Genomic DNA, 24,849 nt, shown 5'->3' on the forward strand with positions numbered 1-24,849 from the left:
GATGCCGCAGTTTAGTTGCGAACGTCTTTGACGGTATCCAATAAAGCTACATCTTCAGCAGATAATTCAAAGTCTATTTGCGTATTTTCAATAATACGTCCTTCATGAGTGGATTTTGGTAAAGGCAATGTATTCTTTTCTAAACAATAACGTAAGCAGACTTGAGCAGGTGTTACGTCATATTTTTTGGCCATTTCAGTAATTTCTTTACCGTTTAACAATTCTCCAGTTGCAAGAGGAGAGTATGCTTCCACAACAATATTGTGTTCATGGCAAAACTCAACCAATTCTTTTTGCGCTTGGTAACGACCGATGTAGAAAGGAATTTGATTGACCATTGGAACGATATCGCATTGATCAATAATCGCCCGAATGTCGGATATTTCAAAATTGGAAACACCGATGGCTTTGATTTTTCCGTCACTGTACAATTTTTCCATAGCTTTCCAAGATTGTATATTTCCTTCAGTACAATCTTTTCCTTTTTCTTCCCAAGGCCATGGAGCGTGGATCAAATACAGGTCTAGATAATCTACCCCTAATTCAGCGATCGTTTTTTCAAACTCTTCTATAGTAGAATCGTAGCCTTTGATACTGGCACGCAATTTGCTGGTAATAAATACTTCTTCACGTTCTAAACCAAAATCTTTGATCGCTTTTCCTACATTTTCTTCGTTTTGATAGGCTGCAGCAGTATCGATGTGACGGTAGCCATTTTGTAAGGCAATCTTGACTGGTTTGTAAACCTCATCATTAGGAATCTGCCAAGTACCAAAACCAATATGCGGAATTTCTACACCATTGTGAAAAATAAACGTGTTCTTTTGAGCCATTTATGAATCCTCCTCTGGATAATTAGTTAACACACTTACTTTACCGCAATGAAATGGTTTTCGCTACTATTTTACTCATAAGTTAGGAGACAACACGATTCAGTTGTGTACCAGTAGAATTAGTGCAGTAAATATAAAATTTCATTATCCTACTCTATTTTAATAGTAAAAAAGAAGGGGGTTGTTCAATGAAAAGCCTTATTTATGTTAAAGATCTGTCATGAAGGCGGTTTATTATTATGAAGTCTTTACAACAATAAGTTTTTTGACATTTTTGAGTTTCCGTCTAAATTAAATCGTGGTATACTGAATCCGTTCTGAGCATGTAAACAAGCTGGAGCTCTATTGAGACTAAAATTAACTTTGAGATAGAAAAAGTTGATTTATTTTTTGTTGAAAAAAAACATTGAATCTAAAAAACGGCGTTGGGTTAAGGCGTGTAGACTCGTGACGCTTGAATGACTATATGGAGGAAATAAAAATATGAATGAAGAATTAGTTTATCACTTTGTAGGGATTAAAGGTTCTGGAATGAGTGCTTTAGCATTGATCATGCATGATAAAGGCTTTAAGGTACAAGGTTCTGACATAGAAAAATATTTCTTTACCCAAAAAAGTCTTGAAGAAGCTCATATTCCAATGATGACTTTTAATAAAGACAACATAAAAAAAGGGCAAATTATTATTGCAGGGAATGCTTTTCCAGATACGCATGACGAAATTGTAGCGGCAAATGAACTTGGACTTGAAGTGGTTCGTTACCATAAATTCCTTGGTGCTTTGATCAATAATTATACCAGTATTGCGATTACAGGTTCACATGGAAAAACCAGTACAACAGGTCTTTTGGCACATGTTATGGGGAATATTGAAGATACCAGCTATTTAATTGGAGATGGAACCGGTCATGGAGTTCCTGACGCAGATTTCTTTGTATTGGAAGCTTGTGAATATCGCCGTCATTTCTTGGCGTACGAGCCGGATTATGCCATCATCACAAATGTAGATTTTGATCATCCCGATTACTTTACCAGCGTAGAAGATGTTTTTGATGCTTTCCAAACGATGGCTCATCAAGTAAAAAAAGCGATCGTTGCGTGCGGAGACGATGAACAATTGCAACAACTTCAAGCCAATGTACCTATTTTGTATTATGGATTTGAAGAAAATAATGATTTCCAAGCTAAAAATCTAACGCGTTCTACAACAGGTTCTGAATTTGATGTGTATATGAGAGAGGAATATTTTGGACATTTTGAAATTCCTACATTTGGTAAACACAATGTCTTGAACGCTTTATCTGTCATTGCGATATGCCAATATGAAAACATTGATATTGAAAAAGTGAAAGAAAACTTAATGACATTTAAAGGTGTCAAACGTCGTTTTACGGAAAAGAAAATGGAAGATATGACGATCATTGATGATTATGCTCATCATCCTTCAGAAATCCGTGCCACAGTGGATGCTGCTCGTCAGAAATACCCAAACAAAGAAATCATTGCGGTTTTCCAACCTCATACCTTTACACGTACAGTAGCGTTATTGAGTGAATTTGCTGATTCCCTAAATCTAGCAGATAGTGTCTACTTGTGTGATATTTTTGGTTCAGCCAGAGAAGAGCAAGGCTCTGTAAAAATCGATGATTTAGCGGCTAAAATTGACGGTGGAGCTCCGATTTTAACGGAAGACAATGTTTCTCCATTATTGAACCACCACGATGCAGTTGTGATCTTTATGGGTGCTGGTGATGTTCAAAAATTTGAAAAAGCTTATGAAACGTTATTAAGCCAAACTTCATTGAGTAATCAATAAGCTGTTTAATACAGTAGAAAAATGTGGTACAATGAAAGAACTAAAAACGGAATGGAGGATTTGAAAATGACAGCATCAATGAGATTGCGCACTAACTTTTTAAATCGTTAATTAAATAACTATTTAAAAGGTCCTGTTATATTGACAGATATTAGGGAGCAGTCTACCCATTTTCAAATCCTTAAAAAACTATTGAGATAAATGTCGAAAAAAGAGATAGGGGGATCTATCTCTTTTTTGCGTACCTAAAAACTGTTGATTTGCATGGACTATAATAAAGGAGTGCAAATATAATGGAAGAATTATCTATTGAGCTAAAAAATATGGAAGTCAGTTTTCAAAACAAAGAGGTCTTATGGATTGAACAGCTCACAGCTTATCAAAATGAGCGTATTGGAGTGGTAGGTAAAAATGGACAAGGAAAAAGCACCTTATTGAATGTGATAAGTGGAGAGTTGCAACCAAATTCCGGAACGATTAATCGTCAGGTAGTATTTAATTATTTTCATCAGGTGGAAGAGATGGATGAAACAAAACAAGCTGCAGAGTTGGATTCTCACATTATGGGGCGACTCAAAGTGCCGAATAATGCCATCGAAACATTGAGTGGAGGAGAAGAGACCAAATTTAGACTGGCTCAGACACTGTCTCTATATCAAATGGGGTTATTGTTGGATGAACCAACAACCCATTTGGATCGAGAAAGCGTCCAATTTTTAATTGAAGAACTAAGATATTATTATGGAACATTGATTGTAGTAAGCCATGATCGTTATTTTCTAGATCAGTTAGTAACCAAAATATGGGAGGTAGACAAGGGGACTGTTCAAGAATATGCAGGGAATTATTCAGCTTATGTGCGACAGAAAGAACAAGAAAAAAGCGAACAGCAAAGAGAGTTTGAAAAAGTATCGAAAGAAAAAAAACGCTTGGAACAAGCAGTAGAACAAAAAAAGCAACAAGCTCAAAAAATAAGTCAAGTCAATGAAAAACAAAAGAAACGTGCGATTCGTCCCGATCGATTGTCTTCCTCCAAACAAAAAGATACTGTTCAAAAGAATGTTCAAAAAACAGCTAAAGCGATGGAAAAACGAATTGAACAACTGGGAAAGGTTGAAGCTTTTCAAGAAACGAAAGAAATTCGATTTCCTGCTAGCGAAGAATTAGCGATACACAACCGATTCCCAATTAGAGGCAGTGATATCGATTTATACGGAGGAAATAAGCTGCTTTTGAAAAAAGCAAACTTTCAATTTCCTCTTGGAAAACGAATCGCTATTATTGGAGAAAACGGAAGTGGAAAATCGACTTTATTAAAATCTATTTTATCAGATGGAGAAGGCGTCACTCTTTCTCCGAAAGTAGTTTTCGGCACGTATCGACAAATGGCGTACAAGTTAACTGATTCCTCTTCACTACTGGATTATTTGATGAAACAAACTGATTTTTCAGAAAAAATTGTGCGTTCTGTATTGAATAATCTAGGTTTTTCACAAATGGAAATTAGGAAACCACTCAAATCGTTAAGTGGTGGAGAAGCCACACGGATTTCCATGGCCTTGCTGTTTATTAAACCGTCTAATGTATTGATATTGGATGAACCAACTAACTTTATTGACATCCAAACGATCAAATCTTTAGAAAAGTTTATGAGAGGTTATCCAGGTACAGTTATTTTTACTTCTCATGATCAATATTTTGTGGATCAAGCAGCTGACCAAGTTTGGGAAATAAAAAATCAGGAGTTTTCTTTAATTAAAGGAGACCCTGTATAAAATTGCTCGATGTTGTTTTGAAAAGAGGCTTCTTCGATTCTCGCTATCTACTTGCTTTTTTGTTAGAATAGTAAAGAGAAAACTTTGTTAGCTTGGAGCTGAAAACCAGCTAAATAATGGTTATGAGGAGACATAAAATGACTAAAAAAAAGAAATTAGTGCTGATCGATGGAAGTAGCGTAGCTTTTCGTGCTTTCTTTGGCTTACACGCTCAATTGGAAAAATTTAAAAATCATTATGGCCTGCACACCAATGCTTTATATGGATTCCATAATATGATTCAAAGTGTGCTGAAAGCAGAAGACCCCACTCATATTTTAGTGGCTTTTGATGCAGGAAATACGACTTTTAGAACAGAATATTTTCCGGAGTACAAGGCTGGACGTTCTAAAACGCCTGGTGAATTTACAGAGCAAATGCCTTATTTGCGTGATTTGTTAAAAGGATTTGGGATTGCGCATTATGAGTTGGTGAACTATGAGGCTGATGATATTATAGGAACCTTATCTGTCAAAGTGGATCCGGAAGAATTTGATGTAGTGGTCATTTCTGGTGACCGTGATTTGACTCAGTTGGCTAAAGAAAATGTTCGTGTAGATATTACAAAAAAAGGTGTTTCTGATCTCAAACCGTATACAGTTGAATCGATCAAAGAAGAAATGGGGATTTCCCCTTTACAAATTATCGACATGAAAGGGTTAGCAGGGGACAGTTCCGATAATATTCCAGGTGTTACCAAGATTGGCGATAAAACAGCGTTGAAGTTATTGCAAGAATATGGTTCGGTTGAAGGTGTCTATGCAAATATCGGTGCTATGAAGCAAAGCAAACGCAAGGAAAACTTGATCAATGAAAAAGATATTGCGCTGATGAGTAAACGCTTGGCTACTATCGATACCGATTCACCTCTTGAAATTACGATAGACGATTTAGAGTATCATGGAGCAGATTTGAAGAAATTAACGGAATTCTATAAAGAGATGGATTTCAAATCTCATTTAAGCAATCTGGATACTACAGAATTAGATGCTGAAAAAGAAGCCAATCGTACAGAGATTACGTATGAAGTCGTGACAGAAGTTACCGAAGACATGTTTGAAAAAGACATGGCTCTCTATGTACAAATGTTGAACGACAACTACCACACAGCGGAGATCGTAGGCATCAGTTGGGGAAATGCAGAACGGATCTATGTAGGAGAAGCAGATACTATTTTAACCTCTCCAGTATTCAAAAAATGGGCAGAAGATGAGTCTCTTTCAAAAGCTGCGTTTGATGCTAAACAAGTCTATGTGGCTTTGGATCGTTACGGCATTAAGTTATCTGCTATTCAATATGATGTATTGTTAGAAGCTTATTTGCTGGATGTGAAAGACAACTCCAATGATTTAGCAGCCATTGCAGAAGAGTACGATTACCATGATGTTGCTGGAGACGAAAGTGTCTATGGAAAAGGAGCTAAAATCAAAGTTCCTGAAGATATTTCTGTTATGCACACGCACTTGGCTCGAAAGGTAAAAGCTATTGCTACTTTGGGACCTGCCTTGATGGAAAAATTGGTTGCCAACGATCAAAAAGAGTTGTTTTCAGATATCGAGTTGCCATTAGCGATCATTCTTGCTGATATGGAAATCCAAGGAATCACCGTAAATGGTAAACGATTGGAAGAAATGAGAGATGAATTTGCGATTCAGTTAAAAGAAATCGAACAAAAAATCTACGCAGAAGCTGGTGAAGAGTTCAATATTAATTCACCGAAACAATTAGGCGTTATTTTATTTGAAAAAATGGGTTATCCAGTAATCAAAAAGACCAAAACAGGCTATTCAACAGCTGTAGGGGTTCTAGAACAATTGCAGGATCAAGCTCCAATCGTGGAATTTATTTTAAACTACAGGCAAATTGCGAAGATCCAATCTACTTATGTAGAGGGATTATTAAAAGTTGTGCGTCCGGATACTGGTAAAGTGCATACGCGCTATATGCAAACTATTGCTCGTACAGGACGCTTGAGTTCGGTTGATCCTAACTTGCAAAACATTCCGATTCGTCTGGAAGAAGGTCGTAAAATACGCCAAGCGTTTGTACCTAGAAAAGCTGGTTGGAAGATTTTTGCCTCAGATTACTCACAAATCGAATTGCGTGTATTGGCTCACATCTCCAATGATGAACATATGAAAGAAGCTTTCATAGAAGAGCAGGATATTCATTCCAGTACTGCTATGCGTGTATTTGGTATTGATAAACCAGAAGACGTGACAGCTAACATTCGCCGACGTGCGAAAGCTGTTAACTTTGGAATCGTCTATGGTATCAGTGATTATGGATTGTCTCAAAACTTAGGAATTACACGTAAAGAAGCACAGCAATTTATTGATACGTACTTCGAAAAATATCCTGGTATTGAAGCTTATATGGAAGATGTCGTCAGAGAAGCAAAAGAAAAGGGCTTTGTGGAGACGTTGTTCAATCGTCGCCGTTATTTGGCAGACATTAATTCACGCAACTTTAACTTGCGTTCATTTGCCGAGAGAACAGCTATTAATACGCCTATTCAAGGTAGTGCTGCAGATATTCTGAAAGTAGCGATGATTAAAATTGCTCAAGCGTTAAAAGAGTCAGAATTAAAAGCGACGATGTTATTGCAAGTGCATGATGAGTTGATTTTTGAAGCACCAGAAGAAGAAATCCCGGCTTTGCAGAAAATGGTGGAAGATGTAATGGAGCATGCCGTCGATTTGAGCGTGCCGTTGAAAGTAGACAGCAACTTCGGCCAAAGCTGGTACGAAGCGAAGTAAAGTGTTGGAATGGAGGAAATAAAGTTTGCCGGAATTACCAGAAGTTGAAACTGTCCGCAAAGGTCTTGAGGCGACAGTAAATCAGGTGACGATTCAAAGTGTCTCTGTGTATTGGGATAGGATTATTGCGGGAGCGATATCGAGGGCAGCTTTTAAAGAATTATTAGTGGGGGAAACCTTGCGGAAATTTAGGCGCAGAGGAAAATTTTTGTTGCTGGATTTTGATCACTATACCTTGATTTCACATTTGCGCATGGAAGGGAAATATGAAGTGGTTCCTTCTGAAGATGAATTAAAAAAACATACACATGTCGTTTTTCATCTGACAGACGGCAGAGATATTCGGTACTTGGACGTTCGTAAGTTTGGACGGATGGAACTGGTCTCTCTGGGAGAGGAAGAAACGGTTGCTGGAATTCAGCGATTGGGGCCCGAGCCTTTTACAGAGGTGTTTTTGCTAGAACCGTTTCAATCTAAGTTAAGCCGCGTTAAAAAAGCCATAAAACCAGCATTGTTGGATCAAGGATTGGTAACGGGATTAGGAAATATTTATGTAGATGAAGCTTTATTTAAAGCTAAGATACACCCCATAAGACCCGGCAATTCTTTGAAGCCGGCAGAAGTTAAAAAGCTGCATCAAGCCATTATCCAAGTGTTGGGGAATGCCATCAAAGCGGGAGGAACTACGATACGATCTTACCTTAACGCATTAGGGGAAGCCGGGCAATTTCAACAAAAACTAACCGTTTATGGACGTACAGGACAACCGTGTATCAATTGTGGAAGACCGATTCAAAAAATGAAAGTTGCTCAACGGGGCACGCATTACTGTGCACACTGTCAAAAATGGACTGAAAAAAATGTCTTGCCTGTAGTATCGGATGAAGTCAAGAGCGAGAGCTAAGGATGGGGGGACTCAAATGTCTTTTGTTTTAGGTCTGACCGGCAGTATTGCTACTGGAAAGTCAACTGTAAGCAATGTTTTTAAACAAGCTGGCGTACCTGTAGTAGATGCTGATGTCGGTGCCCGCGAAGTAGTAAAGCCAGGAACAGAAGGGTTAAAACGGATAGAAGCTGCATTTGGGAAAGAGGTCGTAATGGCCAGCGGGAATTTAGACCGCAAAGCATTGGGAAAAATTGTCTTTCAAAACAAAGCGGAATTAAAAAAATTAAATCATATACTGGGTGATTTGATAGCTGTCTGGATTCAGACTGAAAAAGAAAAGTACATTGATCAAGGAGCTCCACTAATAGTGTTGGATATTCCTTTACTATTTGAGAGTGGATATGATCAGGATGTAGAAAAAGTAATGGTGGTAGCCACTACACCCAGTATACAATTGGAGAGGCTGATGCAGCGAGATCAAATTGATGTCAAAGCTGCTCAACAAAAGATAGCTGCTCAACAATCCATTACTGAAAAAATCATGAAAGCCGATTTTGTGATCGATAACAACGGCTCCAAAGAAAACACTCAACACCAAGTGTTGTATTGGCTTGATAAGCAAGATTTTCGTAAATAACCTGGATGCAACAACACGCTAACGAAATCATCAGAATTTATCTGATTTCGTTAGCTTTTTTCAGTTCTTGTAAAAAGGGTTTGGAAAAGGAAAACCTGTTCTGATAAGGAATAAGCTGTTTTTTAGAATTCCTATCTGTGTTATAATAGGCTATATAACAAAGTACAATAGGATGATTATACAAAAAAATACTTTTAAAAAAAGGATGATGAACAGTGCAATGCCCTCGCTGTCAACACAATGGAACTAGGGTCATCGACAGCCGTCCAGCAGATGAAGGACGAGCTATTCGTCGTAGAAGAGAATGCGAATCGTGTCGATACCGTTTTACAACATTTGAAAGAATTGAACGTGTTCCACTATTAGTAGTGAAAAAGAATGGCGATCGCGAAGAATTTAACCGTGAAAAGATCCTTAGGGGTGTAATCCGGTCCTGTGAGAAGAGACCTGTTCCGATGGATCAAATGGAAAAAATTGTGAATGAAATTGAAAATGATATCCGTAGTTTAGGAGAAAATGAAGTGTCTTCAACGGTTATTGGAGAACATGTGATGGAAAAATTAGCAGAGGTCGATGATGTAGCGTATATTCGCTTTGCTAGTGTGTACCGTCAGTTTAAAGACATTGGAGTTTTTATGGAAGAAATGAAAGAATTGGAACGGAAGAAAACCGAAAAGAAATAAGTGATACGAAAGGAGTAGCCAAGTATGTCGTATCCTTGGAAAAACCTGAGTCCTAAAGATGGATTTATGGTCAAACAGAGTGCATTGCTTTCGGATATAGACCAACAGATTCTGACCTTTTTGTATCAACCTTTAATTGGTTCTGCAGCCTACAGTTTATATATGACGTTGTGGACAGAAACAGAGAAAGATACATTTTGGAGTGAAGGGATTCTTCACGCAGAATTGTTGTCGTTATTGAATCTCGGAATGCCAGAAGTGTATCAAGCCAGAATTCGACTGGAAGCTATCGGCTTATTGAAAACTTTTGTCCAAACCGAGCCCGAAAAGCTGTATGTCTATGAACTCCAAAAACCTCAAACGAGTAAAGCTTTTTTTGAAGAAGATTTATTTAGTTTATTGTTATTGGAGCGAGTGGGTGAACGAAAATTCAAGCAATTGCGCAATCGATTTTCAGTCCAGCCCATAAATAAAGATCAATATGCTGAAATTACGAAGTCTTTTTTGGATGTCTATCATATGAATACAGATCAGTTGAAACAACATGAGACCTTATTCAAATCCTCTCGTTCACTGATTGGGGATGCAGCGGAATCTGCAGTCACTTTGAATGCTGACACATTTGATTGGAACTTCTTTTACAATGGATTAAATCAGCACTATGTAAATCGTTCGGCGATTACAGCGGATATTCGTGAAACGATTCTGACGTTGCACCATATGTATGCTATTAATGAATTGGCGATGCAGCATTATATTTTGGAAGCATCAGATATGGATACAGGCGTTATTGATGCACGCAAATTGAAGAAAAATATTGTTGATGATTTCCACCGCGAAAATAAAGAGAAAATACAGTTGCAGGATGTTGTGCAACAAGAACTAGAAGTCACTACGGCCACTCAATCACAAAGGGAACAAGATTTGAAACACCAAGGTTTTTCAGACTCTGATATTCAAGTGATCGAAGCCAGCAAGCAGTATTCTCCGGCTGAATTTATGAACGATATCAAAGAACAGAAAAATGGGTACATCTCTAAACCAGAAGAATGGACATTGGAAGACATTGTAAAAAAATCTCATTTATCGAATCCGGTGATCAATATATTGATCCATTACATTTTGGTCGTCCAAGGAAAAGTCGTTTTTGAAAAGGGACTGGCTTATACGATATCGAATGATTGGGCTCAAAATGAGATCAAAACACCAGAAGCTGCTTTGAAGAAAGTACGTGACCTGTACCAAGAAAACGCAGAGAAATACCAAAAGAATCAAGACCGGAAGCAAAATACTTCGGCTGCGCGGTCAAATAATAACTATTCACGGAATAAAAACGTTGTTCGCAAAGAGAAGCTGCCAGATTGGGCAAAAGAAGGGTACCAAACACCTAAAGAAACTTCGATTAGTCCAGAAGCGGAAAAACAACTTCAAGAAAGACTGGCACGTATTCAGAATATGCAAAAAGAAGGTGAGTAATCATGGATGATGTAGGAAAAAGCCTGACAAAAATCATCAAAGAGAGAAAATGGAACGAAGAGTTCAACAACTTGATGCAAGACGTTATGAATGATACAGATGTCGTACAGTTTATCCAAGAGCACAATGAGGAACTGGATCGAGCAGCTATCGAAAAAAGCGCAGCTAAATTGTACGAATTTGTCAATGAAAAGAAAAAATACCAGAATAATAAAGACAATCAATTGGCTCCTGGATATCAACCCAAATTGATTATGAATCACCACTATATTGATGTGACTTATGTGCCAACATCTGAATTAGTGGCAAAACAAAGGGAGAAAAGTATTAAGAATTTGATTCATTCGATGGATATGCCAAAAGGTATTCGTGAAGCAACACTCAAGGAGTTTCAAACTACGAATGAACGACTTCAAGCAAAGATAGAAGCTTTTGATTTTGTGGAAGCATATCTGAATGAACCGAAAAAGTTTCACCGAGGGCTATATTTACAAGGTTCATTCGGTGTAGGAAAGACCTATTTACTTGGTGCGATTGCCCATGAACTAGCAAAAAGCGGCTATTCATCTACCTTAATGCATTTCCCTTCTTTTGCGGTAGAAATGAAACAATCCATAGGTCAAAATACGACAGGTGAAAAAATCGAAGCCGTTAAGCGGGCGCCTATCTTAATGTTGGATGATATCGGAGCAGACTCCATGTCCAGCTGGATTCGAGATGATGTTTTAGGGGTTATTTTGCAATATCGAATGCAAGAACAGCTGCCGACTTTCTTTTCTTCCAATCTTGATATGAAACAGTTGGAAGAACATTTGACGTTCACTCAACGTGGGGAAGATGAGCCGTTGAAAGCTCAGCGAATTATGGAACGTATCCGTTTCTTAGCGAAAGAAATTACCATGCAAGGTGTCAATAGACGCCAACAACAATATGAAGAATAAAATGTTGAAAAAACTTGCACCAAAACGATAAACGTGTTTTAATAGTTATGATATAAAAATCTTTGAGAAAGACACCAATAGAAGCGGCACGTTTTAAAGAGAGGGAAAGATTGCTGAGAATTTCCTAAAATGGACTTGTATTGACCACTTTCGAGAGCAGATGTGAACTTATAGTAGCATCATGCCGTTTAGCTAACGTTATATAGCCCAGAGAGCACAGATTAGTTGTGTGCTGAACTTGGGTGGAACCACGTAATTTGACGTCCCATTTATGATCCTTTTTCGATCATAAATGGGGCTTTTTGTTTTTTTTGATATTTTTAATGTACTTAAATTTATTTATTGGAGGAATTATCATGTCAGACAGTATTAAAGTAACATTCCCTGATGGAGCAGTAAAAGAGTTTGAATCAGGTGTAACAACAGAAGAAATCGCGGCAAGTATCAGCAAGAGTCTTTCTAAAAAAGGCTTAGCTGGGAAATTCAATGGGGAGTTAGTAGACTACAAACGTCCTTTGGAAGTAAATGGAAATATTGAGATCGTGACACCAGATCACGAAGATGCAATACAAATTTTGCGTCACTCAACAGCTCACTTAATGGCTAATGCACTACGCCGGTTATACCCGGATATTAAATTTGGCGTTGGTCCCGCTATTGACAGCGGCTTTTACTACGATACAGATATTGAACAGCCTATTACAGAAGAAGATTTGCCGAAAATCGAAGCTGAAATGATGAATATCGTGAAAGAAAACAATCCAATCGTGCGCAAACAAGTTTCTCGTGAAGAAGCGTTGGAATTATTTAAAGATGATGAATACAAAGTAGAACTGATTACTGCGCTTCCGGAAAATGACATCATTACAGTCTATGACCAAGGCGATTTCGTGGACTTGTGTCGTGGAGTTCATGTTCCTTCAACAGGTCGTATTCAAGTCTTTAAACTATTGTCACTTGCAGGAGCTTATTGGAGAGGAAACTCTGACAATAAAATGATGCAACGTATTTATGGTACAGCGTTCTTTGATAAAAAAGATTTGAAAGAATTCATCCAAATGCGTGAAGAAGCGAAACAACGTGATCACCGTAAATTGGGGAAAGAATTAGACTTGTTTATGATCGCTCCAGAAGTTGGGTCAGGTCTTCCTTTCTGGTTGCCAAAAGGTGCTACTATCCGTCGTACGATCGAACGTTACATCACTGACCGTGAGATCAGCTTAGGCTATCAACACGTTTACACACCTATTATGGCTGATGTGAATTTGTACAAAACTTCAGGGCACTGGGATCACTACCATGAAGACATGTTCCCGCCAATGGACATGGGTGATGGAGAAATGCTTGTCTTGCGTCCAATGAACTGTCCACACCACATGATGGTATACAAAAATGATATTCATAGTTACCGTGAGTTACCGATCCGTATTGCTGAACTTGGTCAAATGCACCGCTATGAAAAGAGTGGAGCTTTATCAGGATTGCAACGTGTACGTGAAATGACATTGAATGATGGACATACATTTGTACGTCCTGATCAAATCCAAGACGAATTCAAACGCACTTTAGAATTGATGTTGGCTGTATATGATGACTTTGAGATCACTGATTTCCGTTTCCGGTTAAGTTACCGTGATCCTAATAATACAGATAAATATTTTGATGATGATGAGATGTGGAACAGAGCTCAAACAATGCTTAAAGCCGCTATGGATGATATGGAACTGGATTACTTCGAAGCAGAAGGAGAAGCAGCATTTTACGGTCCTAAATTAGATGTTTTAGTAAAAACAGCTATCGGAATCGAAGAAACTCTTTCAACGATCCAATTAGACTTCTTGCTTCCAGAACGTTTTGACTTAACTTATGTTGGGGAAGATGGGGAAAACAATCACCGTCCAGTCGTTATTCACCGTGGAATCGTCTCTACTATGGAACGTTTTGTAGCTTACTTGATTGAAGAATACAAAGGAGCTTTCCCAACTTGGTTAGCACCCGTACAAGCAACGATTATTCCAGTAAACTTAGATTTGCATTCAGGTTATGCAGCTGAAGTTAAAGAACGTATGCAAAAATTAGGTATGCGTGTGGAATTAGATGACCGCAATGAAAAAATGGGGTATAAGATTCGTGCTTCACAAACACAAAAAATCCCTTACCAAATCGTTGTAGGAGATAATGAAGTAAAAGACGAATCTGTAACTATTCGCAGATACGGAAATAAAGAAACTCATGTTCAAAGTCTGGAAGCTTTCTTACAAATGGTAAATGATGAAATCAAAACATTTGGGAAACAGACAAAATAAGTTATATAGATAGAAAATGGAAAAAGAAGTTCTTGGAGTTTTTTCAAGAACTTCTTTTTCCATTTTTCGATTCTACAACATTTGACGTTGGTAAGTAAAAACTACTGTCTTTTTAAATAGAATCTTTTAGAAACTCATTCTTAGAAATTCCTGGAGGGATATGGGACTGCTTAGGTTATTCTTTATCAAGGCGAATTTACTCTTGATGTTTAAACCTCTTTCTTCATCAAGGCGAATTTACTCTTGATGTTCAAACCCATTTCTTCATCAAGGCGAGTTTTACTCTTGATGTTCATACCTTATTCTTCATCAAGGCGAATTTACTCTTGATGTTCAAACCTCATTCTTCATCAAGGCGAATTTACCCTTGATGTTTAAACCTCATTCTTCATCAAGGTGAGCTTACTCTTGATGTTCAAACCTCATTCTTCATCAAGGCGAGTTTACTCTTGATGTTCAAACCGCATTCTTCATCAAGGCGAATTTACTCTTGATGTTCAAACCTCATTCTTCATCAAGGCAAGTTTACGCTTGATGTTCAAACCGCATTCTTCATCAAGGCAGTTTTACTCTTGATGTTTAAACCTCATTCTTCATCAAGGCGAATTTACCCTTGATGTTCAAACCTCATTCTTCATCAAGGCAGTTTTACCCTTGATGTTCAAACCTCATTCTTCATCAAGGCAAGTTTACTCTTGATGTTCAAATCCTATCTTCACTTCACTATACTTTGCCGTAAAAAAAATGCCCACCAAAAAACTAGATTTTTACTCTAACTTTTTGAGGTCGCTACCTCCCATGGCTTTCCATAAGGAACCTCATAGGTCGGAGGAAATTTCTTTACCAATGCTAGAAGATGAAGAGCTCATTTTTCAACTATAAGATAGTTAAGAAGCAGCTATAAGAAAAGTAAGTGAAATAATTAACTTACTTTTTAGAAGGAGTTTAGTATTGCTTTTGCATTATGAAACTTGCTAAACTATTTTAAATAGGTAGTGCTGATCAAAAATTGTGTAGACAAATGATGGTTCGGAAATTGAATAAATAAAGTGACGAGAAGGAAAGTAAATATAAAAGACGTGTACAGAAAATCTGAGATGCTGAGAGCAGATAACCCCTTTTATATTGAAGTGCACCTTTGAACTGGTTGATTGAGAGGGGAAAACCTTAGATCGGCACGGTCATAGCATCCGTTATTGTGCTGGGGTATTGGAGACAATACTCATTCGGTTGGAAAAAAACTAACTGAAAACCAAGGTGGAACAGCGTAAATAAATCGTCCTTGCACAACGAAGAGTGCTTGGCGTTTTTTTTTAATCACTTAGTTTAGGTCTTTTTTGAATCAACAGTAGAAATAGGCACCCATAAAACTGGGATTTTAGGAGGAAATGCATGATCAATCTGAGAGGCATTGAGAAATCATTTGATGGAAACAAAGTGTTAAAAGGCATCGACCTTGAGATTAAATCAGGTGAAGTAGTCGCTTTAATCGGACCAAGCGGAACGGGGAAAACCACACTATTGCGAACCATCAATTTTTTAGAAAAAGCAGATAAAGGGTCTATTACAATTGATGAGTTGACCATTGATAATGAGCAAGTGTCGGAAAAAGATATCATTCAAATGAGAAGACAAACGGCCATGGTTTTCCAAAATTACAACTTGTTTCGCAACAAAACGATATTGGAAAATGTGATGGAAGGGCTCGTAGTGGTTCAGAAGAAGTCGAAAGAAGAAGCTAAAAAAATTGCACGTCAGGAAATTGAACGTGTAGGCTTACTCGATAAAGTAGATCAATATCCAGTCGAACTTTCTGGAGGACAGCAGCAGCGGATCGGAATTGCTCGAGCCATGGCATTGCATCCAAAAGTTATGCTGCTGGACGAACCAACTTCCTCATTAGACCCTGAAAGATCTCTAGAGGTTTTAAAAGTGTTGCAGAAAGTAGCCAAGACAGGTATGACTATGGTAATTGCTACTCATGAAATGGACTTTGCCAAGTATGTGTCCAATCATGTTGTCTTTATGGAAAACGGCTATGTTGTAGAAGAAGGACCACCAGAGAAAATTTTCAGCCATCCGACAGAAGAGAGAACTAAACAATTTGTTCAAGAATTGGAAAACCCCTTTTCTGAACAGGTGTAACAGAATCATTCATTAAAAAAGGAGTGGACAAGATGTTTAAAAAATTAACAGGTTTAGCGATTATGTCTACCGCATTAGTCTTAGCAGCATGCGGAAACGAAGATACTGGTAATGAATCACCAGCTGATGGAAGTGCGACAACAGTTACGGTAGCGGTTGAAAATGCTTCTAATCCTTTGAGTTTTACAAATGAAAGTGGAGAATTAGACGGTTATGAAGTAGAATTGATCAATATGCTTGATGAAGCTATTGATTCTTATGAATTTAACACCGAAAGTGTAGACGCGGAAGCAGCACAAGTTGGTGTGGATACAGGGAAATATGCATTTATTGGTGGAGGATTATTTAAAAATCCAGAGAGAGAAGAAATGTATCTTTTCCCTGACGAGTATACGGGAGTCAGTATTATTCGAATCTATACAAGAGCCGATGACGATTCAATCCAAACACTGGATGACTTAGTAGGAAAAACCGTTCATCCGGTCACTCCTAATGGTGGGATTTTTAATTTGCTGACAGACTACAACGAAGCTCATCCAGAGGCTCAAATTGACATCCAATTAGGTGAAAGTGGCAACTTTGCACAAAGATTCCAAGCGTTGAATGATGGAGTTTCTGACGCTGTAGTTATGCCGTCTAATCTTGGAGCAGAAGAGATCATTACAGAATTGAATTTAAATGTATCGCATGTAGAAGAACCCGTTCAAGTCAATCCAACTTACTTGATGATGGCTCAAGATCAAGCAGAGTTAAAAACAGAGTTGGATAAAGCAATCAGCGAACTTCGTGAAAATGGAGAATTAGCTGCTCTATCTGAAAAATGGTACGGAGAAGATATGTTCCAATACGAAATTACAGAATAAGATAAGACCTTTATTAAGTAAATGCATCCTATAATGCCTCCATTTGTTAGTCAACAAAGGAGGTATTATAGTTTGTACGCTGAAATCACCATAGAATTTTTCCTAACGAGGAGGGATACGATGGATCTGGAATTCATCACGAATATTTTCCCGTCATTAATCGAAACATTACCATTAACTATTTACATTGTTAGCGTGACAGCTGTTTTAGGCTTTTTATTGGCAGTAGTTGTGACAGCATTGCGGATTAAAAAGATGCCTGTTATCAGTCAATTGCTGAATATGTATACATCATTTATGAGAAGTACACCTGGGTTGATTCACATTTTTATTGTGTATTATGGTTTGCCAGTTTTATTTGCGAGCATTGGAATCAACATCAATGTTATCAGCAGAGTCACTTTTTCTATTGTTGCATTAGTTCTTTATAATGGCGCATTTGTTTCTGAAATTTTGCGCCCAAGTTATTTGGCTATACCCAAAGCTCAACATGAAGCAGCTATCAGTGTCGGAATGACCAATTGGCAAAAACTGACACGGATTATTTTTCCGCAGGTACTGCCGATTGCATTACCAAGTTTGGGGAACGCATTGATTGATTTACTAAAGGATACGTCTTTATTGTTTCTCATCGGATTGGTGGATATTATGGGGCAAGCAGACATTATCATCGCCAATACGCTGGGTGTTTACCAACTGGAAGTGTACGTAGCAGTAGCACTGATTTATTGGGCTTTATCGGTTGTTTTGGAGCAAGTCATGCGTCTATTAGAAAAGAAAACTAGAAAATTTGTGCGTTAAGGAGGGACTTTTATGAATTTTGATGTCCAAACTATGATTGAAACCATCTTCATTGTCTTTCGAGTAGTCCCTCGTACAATGTTCATCGCGGTCATCATATTGGTCTTAGGAATTGTATTTGGTGGGATATTGGCTTTCGTGAAGATGAAACGTGTGCCGGTGTTGACTCAAATCATCAATGTATTTATTTCCTATACGCGTGGAGTACCGTTGATTGTGCATTTATTTGTGATCAACGCCAGTTTGCCGGATGGGATAAGTACTTTATTAGGCTATGCAGGGATTCAGATGGAACCACACGAATTCCCCAGTCTGATTATAGTGTTGTTTACGTACGTCTTTTTAGAGGCTGCTATTGAATCCGAGAACATCCGTGGGGTATTCCAGTCTATTGACCCCATGCAAATTGAAGCCGGAATGTCGATAGGTTTTACACGGCAGCAAAATTTAAAAAGAGTTATCGTGCCACAAGCTTTGGCAGTAGCATTGCCGATGTTCTTAAATGCTTTTTTAAAAATCATTAAAGCTCTATCCTTGGCTTTTACTGTAGGAGCTGTAGACATTATGGCGCAATCGCGTTACGCAGCTGCATTAAGTTCACGTTATTTGGAATCATATGTTGCAGCCGCTCTCGTGTATTGGCTCATATGCGGCGTGTTATTAGTTGTTTTCAACCGTATCGAGAAACGGTTACAGGTAGGAAGAGCGCGTTAAGCAGAAAGGGGCAGCAGTAGTGCATAAAGTAGAAAAAATTCAACGAGCAATTAAAGGGGAGCAGCTTCCTGAAGTACCTTTTTCGTTTTGGACACATATGCCAAAAATTGATCGAGACCCGGAGAAAATTGCCGAAGCCACTTATCAACTATATAAAGAGTACAACTTAGATTTTATCAAAACAATGAACAATGGCATGTATGCCGTAGAAGATTATGGTACGACTATTGATTTTTCTGAGGTAGCTGAAGGTGGAGTGGCGGAAGTGATTGAAACTCCTGTTCGTTGCTACAGCGATTGGAGTAAAATACCTGAATTGTCTATTGACGAAGGAGTTTTAAAACGTGAACTAGATCATTTGGAAAAATTAGTAGAAAAAATGAATGGTGAAGCTCCAGTTGTCATGACTATTTTCAGTCCATTGACAACCGCTGACAAATTAGCGCAAGGTAAAATCAGCGACTATTTAAAACAAGACCAAGATGGTTTGATCCATCAAGCGCTAGAAAAAATTACGGCAGCGACTGCAAAGTTAGCAGAAAGAGCTGTTGAAATGGGGGCAGCAAGCATTTATTTAGCCAGTCAAATGAGCTCTTATGACAAATTGTCTGAAGCGGTATATAAGCAATATGGTGTTCCTTATGATTTAAAGGTTCTGGAAGGAGCTAAAGACGGTTGGTTCAACGCCCTTCATGCTCATGGAGAGAATATTATGTTTGATGTATTGAAAGATTACCCAGTAGAAGTCTTTAACTGGCATGCTTGGGAAACTCTTCCTGCTGTACAAGAAGAAGGTATCGACTTTACGCAAAAATGCGTGTTAGGCGGTATTGCGCGAATGGACATCACTCACAATAATCGCAACGAATTGCGTCATCAGATTTACTGCAGTATTCTAGAGTCGGAAGGCAAAAACTTAATCTTGTCGCCGGGTTGCGGTATTCGTCATCCATTTGAGGAAGATACCATCCGTTTCATGCAAAAAGTCAAACATGAAGCGGAACAGGTGCTTTCAAAAAAGAATAATAACTTGTTGACAAGAAACTGAGAAAATGGTAAGATATAGAAGTTGAGAAAACAAAGCAGGAGCACCCGCTTCTCGCCTTAGCTGACGTAAAGTCTCTGGGCTGGATATAAACGAAGATGTCTTACGCACGGCGTAAGTACGTATTTATTTATAGGCGGGTTCATGATGAACTCGTCTATTTTTCTGCTGATCTTTCTCTCAAATTTTACGGAGGTGAATGACCATAGCAAAAGATAGTATGGTAAATGACGGCATTCGTGCACGCGAATTGCGAGTTATCGGTAGTGATGGTGAACAAATTGGTGTGAAGTCAAAAAGTGAAGCATTAAAGATTGCCGAAGACGCAAACCTAGATTTAGTTTTAGTGTCTCCAAACGCGAAACCACCTGTTGCTCGTATCATGGATCATGGTAAATACCAATACGAACAACAAAAAAGAGAACGCGAAGCTCGTAAGAATCAAAAAACAATCAGTGTAAAAGAAGTTCGTTTGAGTCCAACAATCGATATTGGTGACTTTAACACGAAACTTCGTAACGCACGCAAGTTCTTAGAAAAAGGGGATAAAGTAAAAGCTTCTATCCGTTTCAAAGGACGTGCTATTACACATAAAGAAATCGGTAAAGAAGTTCTTGACCGTTTCTATAAAGAAGTAGCTGATATCGCTGTTCTTGAGACAGCAGCTAAAATGGAAGGCCGCAGCATGTTTATGATGGTGGCACCAAAAACTACAGAAAAGTAAGAAGATTTTAGGAGGATATACACATGCCAAAACAAAAAACACACCGTGGTTCTGCAAAACGGTTCAAAAGAACAGGTAATGGCGGTTTAAAACGTCATCACGCAAAAACGAGCCATATGTTTGCTCACAAAACTAAGAAACAAAAACGTAAATTACGTAAATCAGCAATGGTTTCAAAAGGCGATTTCAAACGTATTCGTCAAATGGTTTCACAAATGAAATAATTCTTTTTTTAAAGAGACTATGTTTTTCAGTCGAAAGAAAAACAACTAACTTACAATTTTGTTAAGCAATTTCTAAAGGAATTTGCTTAGAGGAGGAAATTATTATGCCACGTGTAAAAGGTGGATCAGTTACGCGCCAACGCCGTAAAAAAGTTTTAAAATTAGCAAAAGGTTACTATGGTTCAAAAAATACTTTGTTCAAAGTAGCTAACCAACAAGTAATGAAATCTTACCAATATGCTTACAGAGACCGTCGTCAAAAGAAACGTGACTTCCGTAAATTATGGATCGCTCGTATCAACGCAGCTGCTCGTATGAACAACATGAGCTACAGCACATTGATGCACGGACTTAAAGTTGCTGATATTGATATCAACCGTAAAATGTTATCAGATATCGCTATTCACGATGCAGCAGCATTCACTGCTTTGACTGAACAAGCTAAAACAGCATTGAACAAATAATTATAGATACTTAAAGCATCTTCTTAATTGAGGGTGCTTTTTTTGTTCTTCATTTTCTAGCATTGGTGAAGAAATGTATTTTCTACTTATCAACGCCAAATATTGTAGTGCTTTTTTTTATTAGATCTAAATTTGTATAAGAATTTTGTCTTGATAAAAGAGAATTCTTTCATGAAAAGGTTGTTCTAGTCAATAAATCATTGTAAGCATAAAAATTTGATGCTAATATCAAATAAGAAGAAACACTAAAATGGCTTTAAAAATCAGGGAGATTAAGAAATGAAACATAAAAAGCACACCATAAAATTAGCTGGAGCATTATTAACGACACTATTTTTCTTAGGAGCTTGCCAGAACGAAGCTGGAAACCCTTATTTGACAAAAGAATATACAGAAAGACAAAGTAGTCAGAATGTTTTAAATTTGACAGAGACCTCTGAGATACCGACTATGGATTCGGTGTTGCAAAGAGATATGGTCAGCGGGAATGTGATGAATAATGTGTTTGAAGGATTGTATCGTCAAGCTGAAGAAGGCAAAATTGTTTTAGGTATGGCGTCTGAAGAGCCAATAGTTAGTGAGGATGGTCTGACTTATACATTCACAATAAGAGAAAATGCGCTTTGGTCTAATGGCGATCCAGTTACCGCGAAAGACTTTGTTTTTTCATGGCGACGATTGGTCGATCCTGAAACAAACGCATTGGGAACTCATTTGATTGAAGATATCGTCCAGAATGCAAGTGAGATCTTAGCAGGTGAGTTAAATCCCGAAGAACTAGGTGTAACAGCTCTAGATGATAAAACATTGGAAGTTCAATTGGTAAAACCGATCACTTATTTTAGTAACTTGCTGACACTTCCTGTCTTTTTTCCTCAAAACGAGCAATTCGTTACGGAGATGGGATATGATTATGCAACTTCTAGTGAAACCTTACTGTATAATGGTCCGTTTACACTAACTGAATGGGATGGTACAGGATTAAGTTGGATCTATCAAAAGAATGAACAATATTGGGACAAAAATGCTGTTCCTTTGAATACGATTAATGTGGATGTGATAAAAGAAACGTATACGGCTATAAATTTATACAACAACGATTTAGTAGATCAAATCATGTTGACTGGCGAATTTATTGAGTTGGAAAAAAATCATTCTGAGCTAGCCTATATCCCAACATCATCTGTGTATTACTTGAAGTTTAATCAAGAAAAGAATGGAGAACCTACTCCTCTTACAAACGAGAATATCCGTCAAGCAATCGCTAAAGCCATTGATAAGACTGGATTCGTGGATGAAGTGCTGCAAAATGGTTCGATCGAGGCTGATGGTCTAGTACCAGAAGGATTTGCGTTTAATCCTGAAGACGGGACAGACTTTAGAAAAGAAAGCGGACATTTGCTTTCCTATAATATGCAAGAAGCAGCGGCTCACTTTAAAGCAGGTTTAGAAGAACTAGGTGTAGACAGTATTTCGTTGGAAATTATTGGAGATGATACGCAAATTGGACGTGAATCATTGGCTTACTTGCAAAACAATTTAATGAATGCCTTACCTGGGTTGGAAATCACGATTTCAAATAAACCTTTTTATGCCCGTTTAGTTGCAGATGAAGAACAAAACTACGATATTCAATTAGCAGGATGGGGAGCTGACTATGCTGACCCAATCAATTTTTTAGGATTATTTACAACTGGCAATGGAAATAATAAAACTGGGTTTTCAAGCGAATACTATGATTCGTTGATCGAAAAGGCAGAAAACGGCGAGACAGATGAAAATGAACGCTGGGATTTATTACTGCAGGCAGAAGAAGCATTAATGAAAGAAGCGGTTATTGCTCCTGTTTATCAAGAATATAAAGCTGTCTTACAAAAAGAAAAAGTAAAAGGGATCATCTCGCATCCTGTCGGCGCAGAATATACTTATAAATGGGCTGATATCAATGGCGAATGAGCACATGATCGAGTCTGCTAAATTCATCCTTTAGTCTGATTGTTTATCGGTTGAAAAGCTTTATACTAGAAAATGTAGTAGAGAAGACAACGATCACTCTTGTTGCCTACTATAAATTCTATGAGCAAAGGACAATGTTATCATGAAAGTAAGAAAGAAATCTATAAAAACACCGATTGGTAAAATCAAGTCACTATGTCTGGCGCTGTTTAATTCTAATGTAAAAGGCAAAAAGAAATTGGCAGTTATAGGGATCATACTCTATATTATCAGCCCAATTGACTTGATACCTGACTTTGTTCCTCTAGCAGGTTATGCAGACGACATCCTCTTACCGATTTTATTTTTAGTGGTAGAGCGTATTCTTAATGATGGTGCAGAAAAAGGGAACTTCAGTACTATGAAAGAAGCCGAAAAAGTATAAAACAACTATGGATCCAAAAAGGTGGTTCTCTGTAACAAGAGAGACCTTTTTTGGATTATTTTTTTGTGCTGTAAAAGAATGATAACAGAATGGAAATAAAACTACATAAATGAATAGTATTTAACCAAAAGGAAAAAATCCATGATATAATAAGATGGACTATTTAAAAAATGGACGGAGGTCGTAGATTTGGAGAAAGATGAATTCAATTTTTTAAAAGAACTGACGGATGCTAAGGGAGTTCCTGGAAACGAAGGACAAGTTCGTAAGGTTTTTAATAAATATGCCGATCCTCTAGCAGATAACATTACATATGATGGGTTGGGCAGTATCGTTGCCAAAAAGATTGGAGACCAGAATGGTCCTAAAGTTCTATTTGCGAGCCATTTGGATGAAGTTGGCTTTATGGTAACCTCCATAACAGAAGCTGGTTTTATTAAATTTACGCCACTAGGTGGTTGGTGGGCAAATGTCATGTTAGCTCAACAAGTTGAAATCACTACTTCTTCAAATAAAGTAATCCATGGAGTAACAGGCTGTAAACCACCACATGTATTAACCAAAGAAATTCGCGAGAAGGCTTATGATATTCAAGATATGTTTATCGATATAGGGGCTTCAAGTAAAGAAGAAGTTCTTTCTTGGGGAGTTAAACCTGGTGATATGATTACCCCTTATACTGAATTCAGAAGATTGAACGATTCGAAATTTATTTTGGCTAAAGCATGGGACAACCGGATCGGCACAGCTGTTACATTAAAGGTATTGGAAAATTTAAAAGAATCTGAGCATCCGAATATAGCCTATGGAGTCGGAAATGTTCAAGAAGAAGTGGGGCTGCGTGGAGCAAAAACAGCTACTCATTTAGTGAATCCAGATATCGCCTTTGCACTGGATACAGGTACAGCAGGAGATACCCCGGGGATGACGCCAAAAGAAGCGGATTCAAAACTTGGTGAAGGTCCGCAAATTATTTTGTATGATGCATCAATGGTTGCACATAAAGGATTGCGGGATTTTGTCATAGGGATAGCAGAAGAAATGGAAATACCTTATCAACTGACTGTGATTACAGGAGGAGGAACAGATGCAGGCAGCCAACACGTATCGCGTAATGGTATACCGGCATTAGCGATAACTGTGGCAGTACGCTACTTGCATTCCCATACTTCTGTCATTCATGAAGAAGATTATTTAAATACCGTCAAACTAGTAACCGAAGTGATTAAACGATTAGATTGGGAAACAGTAAATAGAATTAAGTTTGACTAAAAAGTCAGCACAGATAATTTTATAAGAAAAATAGAGAATCGTTTAACTAAAACTCTTTATTTCTTAA

The 24,849-nt window shown here is 37.9% G+C and carries 21 protein-coding genes and 2 other annotated features; of the genes, 20 read left to right on the plus strand and 1 reads right to left on the minus strand.

Annotation, left to right across the window (positions count from 1 at the left end; genetic code table 11):
- Positions 1–11 precede the first annotated feature (11 nt).
- The gene (locus tag ACEN4L_RS02335) at positions 12–833 is read right to left on the minus strand and encodes an aldo/keto reductase (protein ID WP_407095737.1); all 822 of its coding nucleotides are present in this window, start codon (positions 831–833) and stop codon (positions 12–14) included.
- A gap of 483 nt (positions 834–1,316) precedes the next feature.
- Between ACEN4L_RS02335 and murC the strand changes: the two genes are divergently transcribed.
- From murC to ACEN4L_RS02435, 20 genes are all read left to right on the plus strand, one after another.
- On the plus strand, positions 1,317–2,648 hold the full coding sequence (murC, locus tag ACEN4L_RS02340) for a UDP-N-acetylmuramate--L-alanine ligase (protein WP_407095738.1): 1,332 nt from the start codon (positions 1,317–1,319) through the stop codon (positions 2,646–2,648).
- Positions 2,649–2,941: 293 nt separating this feature from the next.
- A complete protein-coding gene (locus tag ACEN4L_RS02345; RefSeq protein WP_407095739.1) occupies positions 2,942–4,423 on the plus strand; it encodes an Msr family ABC-F type ribosomal protection protein in 1,482 nt (493 codons plus the stop codon).
- Positions 4,424–4,560: 137 nt separating this feature from the next.
- Positions 4,561–7,221: a DNA polymerase I gene (polA, locus tag ACEN4L_RS02350; protein WP_407095740.1), complete on the plus strand. Its 2,661-nt coding sequence runs from the start codon at positions 4,561–4,563 to the stop codon at positions 7,219–7,221.
- Positions 7,222–7,246: 25 nt separating this feature from the next.
- The gene (mutM, locus tag ACEN4L_RS02355; protein WP_407095741.1) at positions 7,247–8,125 is read left to right on the plus strand and encodes a DNA-formamidopyrimidine glycosylase; all 879 of its coding nucleotides are present in this window, start codon (positions 7,247–7,249) and stop codon (positions 8,123–8,125) included.
- 16 nt (positions 8,126–8,141) lie between these two features.
- Positions 8,142–8,744, plus strand: a complete 603-nt coding sequence (coaE, locus tag ACEN4L_RS02360; RefSeq protein WP_407095742.1) for a dephospho-CoA kinase — start codon at positions 8,142–8,144, stop codon at positions 8,742–8,744.
- Between the two features lie 215 nt (positions 8,745–8,959).
- Positions 8,960–9,427 (plus strand): transcriptional regulator NrdR, encoded by a 468-nt coding sequence (gene nrdR / locus ACEN4L_RS02365; RefSeq protein ID WP_407095743.1) that lies wholly within the window; start codon positions 8,960–8,962, stop codon positions 9,425–9,427.
- A 24-nt stretch (positions 9,428–9,451) separates the two neighbouring features.
- Positions 9,452–10,903, plus strand: a complete 1,452-nt coding sequence (locus ACEN4L_RS02370) for a replication initiation and membrane attachment family protein (protein ID WP_407095744.1) — start codon at positions 9,452–9,454, stop codon at positions 10,901–10,903.
- Positions 10,904–10,905: 2 nt separating this feature from the next.
- Positions 10,906–11,844: a primosomal protein DnaI gene (gene dnaI / locus ACEN4L_RS02375; protein ID WP_407095745.1), complete on the plus strand. Its 939-nt coding sequence runs from the start codon at positions 10,906–10,908 to the stop codon at positions 11,842–11,844.
- A gap of 53 nt (positions 11,845–11,897) precedes the next feature.
- Positions 11,898–12,115, plus strand: a binding site (T-box leader).
- Positions 12,116–12,200: 85 nt separating this feature from the next.
- A complete protein-coding gene (thrS, locus tag ACEN4L_RS02380) occupies positions 12,201–14,150 on the plus strand; it encodes a threonine--tRNA ligase (RefSeq protein WP_407095746.1) in 1,950 nt (649 codons plus the stop codon).
- Positions 14,151–15,542: 1,392 nt separating this feature from the next.
- Positions 15,543–16,295, plus strand: a complete 753-nt coding sequence (locus ACEN4L_RS02385; protein WP_407095747.1) for an amino acid ABC transporter ATP-binding protein — start codon at positions 15,543–15,545, stop codon at positions 16,293–16,295.
- Positions 16,296–16,327: 32 nt separating this feature from the next.
- Entirely contained in the window at positions 16,328–17,158 is an 831-nt protein-coding gene (locus ACEN4L_RS02390; RefSeq protein ID WP_407095748.1) for a transporter substrate-binding domain-containing protein, read from the plus strand.
- Positions 17,159–17,278: 120 nt separating this feature from the next.
- Positions 17,279–17,959, plus strand: coding sequence for an amino acid ABC transporter permease (locus ACEN4L_RS02395; RefSeq protein WP_407095749.1), 681 nt, complete (start codon positions 17,279–17,281; stop codon positions 17,957–17,959).
- A 12-nt stretch (positions 17,960–17,971) separates the two neighbouring features.
- Entirely contained in the window at positions 17,972–18,673 is a 702-nt protein-coding gene (locus ACEN4L_RS02400) for an amino acid ABC transporter permease (protein WP_407095750.1), read from the plus strand.
- Positions 18,674–18,692: 19 nt separating this feature from the next.
- Entirely contained in the window at positions 18,693–19,721 is a 1,029-nt protein-coding gene (locus ACEN4L_RS02405) for a uroporphyrinogen decarboxylase family protein (RefSeq protein ID WP_407095751.1), read from the plus strand.
- A 26-nt stretch (positions 19,722–19,747) separates the two neighbouring features.
- Positions 19,748–19,889 (plus strand) — a sequence feature (ribosomal protein L20 leader region).
- 28 nt (positions 19,890–19,917) lie between these two features.
- Entirely contained in the window at positions 19,918–20,442 is a 525-nt protein-coding gene (gene infC, locus ACEN4L_RS02410; protein ID WP_407095752.1) for a translation initiation factor IF-3, read from the plus strand.
- Between the two features lie 23 nt (positions 20,443–20,465).
- Positions 20,466–20,666, plus strand: coding sequence for a 50S ribosomal protein L35 (gene rpmI / locus ACEN4L_RS02415; protein WP_407095753.1), 201 nt, complete (start codon positions 20,466–20,468; stop codon positions 20,664–20,666).
- A 104-nt stretch (positions 20,667–20,770) separates the two neighbouring features.
- Positions 20,771–21,130, plus strand: coding sequence for a 50S ribosomal protein L20 (gene rplT / locus ACEN4L_RS02420; RefSeq protein ID WP_407095754.1), 360 nt, complete (start codon positions 20,771–20,773; stop codon positions 21,128–21,130).
- Positions 21,131–21,409: 279 nt separating this feature from the next.
- Positions 21,410–23,086, plus strand: coding sequence for a peptide ABC transporter substrate-binding protein (locus ACEN4L_RS02425; RefSeq protein ID WP_407095755.1), 1,677 nt, complete (start codon positions 21,410–21,412; stop codon positions 23,084–23,086).
- A gap of 142 nt (positions 23,087–23,228) precedes the next feature.
- On the plus strand, positions 23,229–23,510 hold the full coding sequence (locus ACEN4L_RS02430) for a YkvA family protein (protein ID WP_407095756.1): 282 nt from the start codon (positions 23,229–23,231) through the stop codon (positions 23,508–23,510).
- 189 nt (positions 23,511–23,699) lie between these two features.
- Positions 23,700–24,782 carry a M42 family metallopeptidase gene (locus ACEN4L_RS02435; protein ID WP_407095757.1) on the plus strand — a complete coding sequence of 361 codons (1,083 nt, stop codon included), beginning with the start codon at positions 23,700–23,702 and terminating at the stop codon, positions 24,780–24,782.
- The last annotated feature ends 67 nt before the right edge of the window (positions 24,783–24,849 follow it).

The organism is Desemzia sp. FAM 23988 (assembly GCF_045528365.1).
In the GTDB taxonomy this organism is placed as follows: Bacteria; Bacillota; Bacilli; order Lactobacillales; family Carnobacteriaceae; genus Desemzia.

Bases quoted from the DNA above. Each gene is read 5' to 3' on its own strand.
- ACEN4L_RS02345 (WP_407095739.1), top strand. From the start codon at position 2,942: ATGGAAGAATTATCTATTGAGCTAAAAAATATGGAAGTCAGTTTTCAA.
- ACEN4L_RS02390 (WP_407095748.1), top strand. From the start codon at position 16,328: ATGTTTAAAAAATTAACAGGTTTAGCGATTATGTCTACCGCATTAGTC.
- ACEN4L_RS02370 (WP_407095744.1), top strand. From the start codon at position 9,452: ATGTCGTATCCTTGGAAAAACCTGAGTCCTAAAGATGGATTTATGGTC.
- coaE (WP_407095742.1), top strand. From the start codon at position 8,142: ATGTCTTTTGTTTTAGGTCTGACCGGCAGTATTGCTACTGGAAAGTCA.
- ACEN4L_RS02430 (WP_407095756.1), top strand. From the start codon at position 23,229: ATGAAAGTAAGAAAGAAATCTATAAAAACACCGATTGGTAAAATCAAG.
- rplT (WP_407095754.1), top strand. From the start codon at position 20,771: ATGCCACGTGTAAAAGGTGGATCAGTTACGCGCCAACGCCGTAAAAAA.
- dnaI (WP_407095745.1), top strand. From the start codon at position 10,906: ATGGATGATGTAGGAAAAAGCCTGACAAAAATCATCAAAGAGAGAAAA.
- polA (WP_407095740.1), top strand. From the start codon at position 4,561: ATGACTAAAAAAAAGAAATTAGTGCTGATCGATGGAAGTAGCGTAGCT.
- rpmI (WP_407095753.1), top strand. From the start codon at position 20,466: ATGCCAAAACAAAAAACACACCGTGGTTCTGCAAAACGGTTCAAAAGA.
- ACEN4L_RS02400 (WP_407095750.1), top strand. From the start codon at position 17,972: ATGAATTTTGATGTCCAAACTATGATTGAAACCATCTTCATTGTCTTT.
- murC (WP_407095738.1), top strand. From the start codon at position 1,317: ATGAATGAAGAATTAGTTTATCACTTTGTAGGGATTAAAGGTTCTGGA.
- infC (WP_407095752.1), top strand. From the start codon at position 19,918: ATGACCATAGCAAAAGATAGTATGGTAAATGACGGCATTCGTGCACGC.
- ACEN4L_RS02395 (WP_407095749.1), top strand. From the start codon at position 17,279: ATGGATCTGGAATTCATCACGAATATTTTCCCGTCATTAATCGAAACA.
- ACEN4L_RS02335 (WP_407095737.1), bottom strand. From the start codon at position 833: ATGGCTCAAAAGAACACGTTTATTTTTCACAATGGTGTAGAAATTCCG.
- thrS (WP_407095746.1), top strand. From the start codon at position 12,201: ATGTCAGACAGTATTAAAGTAACATTCCCTGATGGAGCAGTAAAAGAG.
- ACEN4L_RS02385 (WP_407095747.1), top strand. From the start codon at position 15,543: ATGATCAATCTGAGAGGCATTGAGAAATCATTTGATGGAAACAAAGTG.
- ACEN4L_RS02425 (WP_407095755.1), top strand. From the start codon at position 21,410: ATGAAACATAAAAAGCACACCATAAAATTAGCTGGAGCATTATTAACG.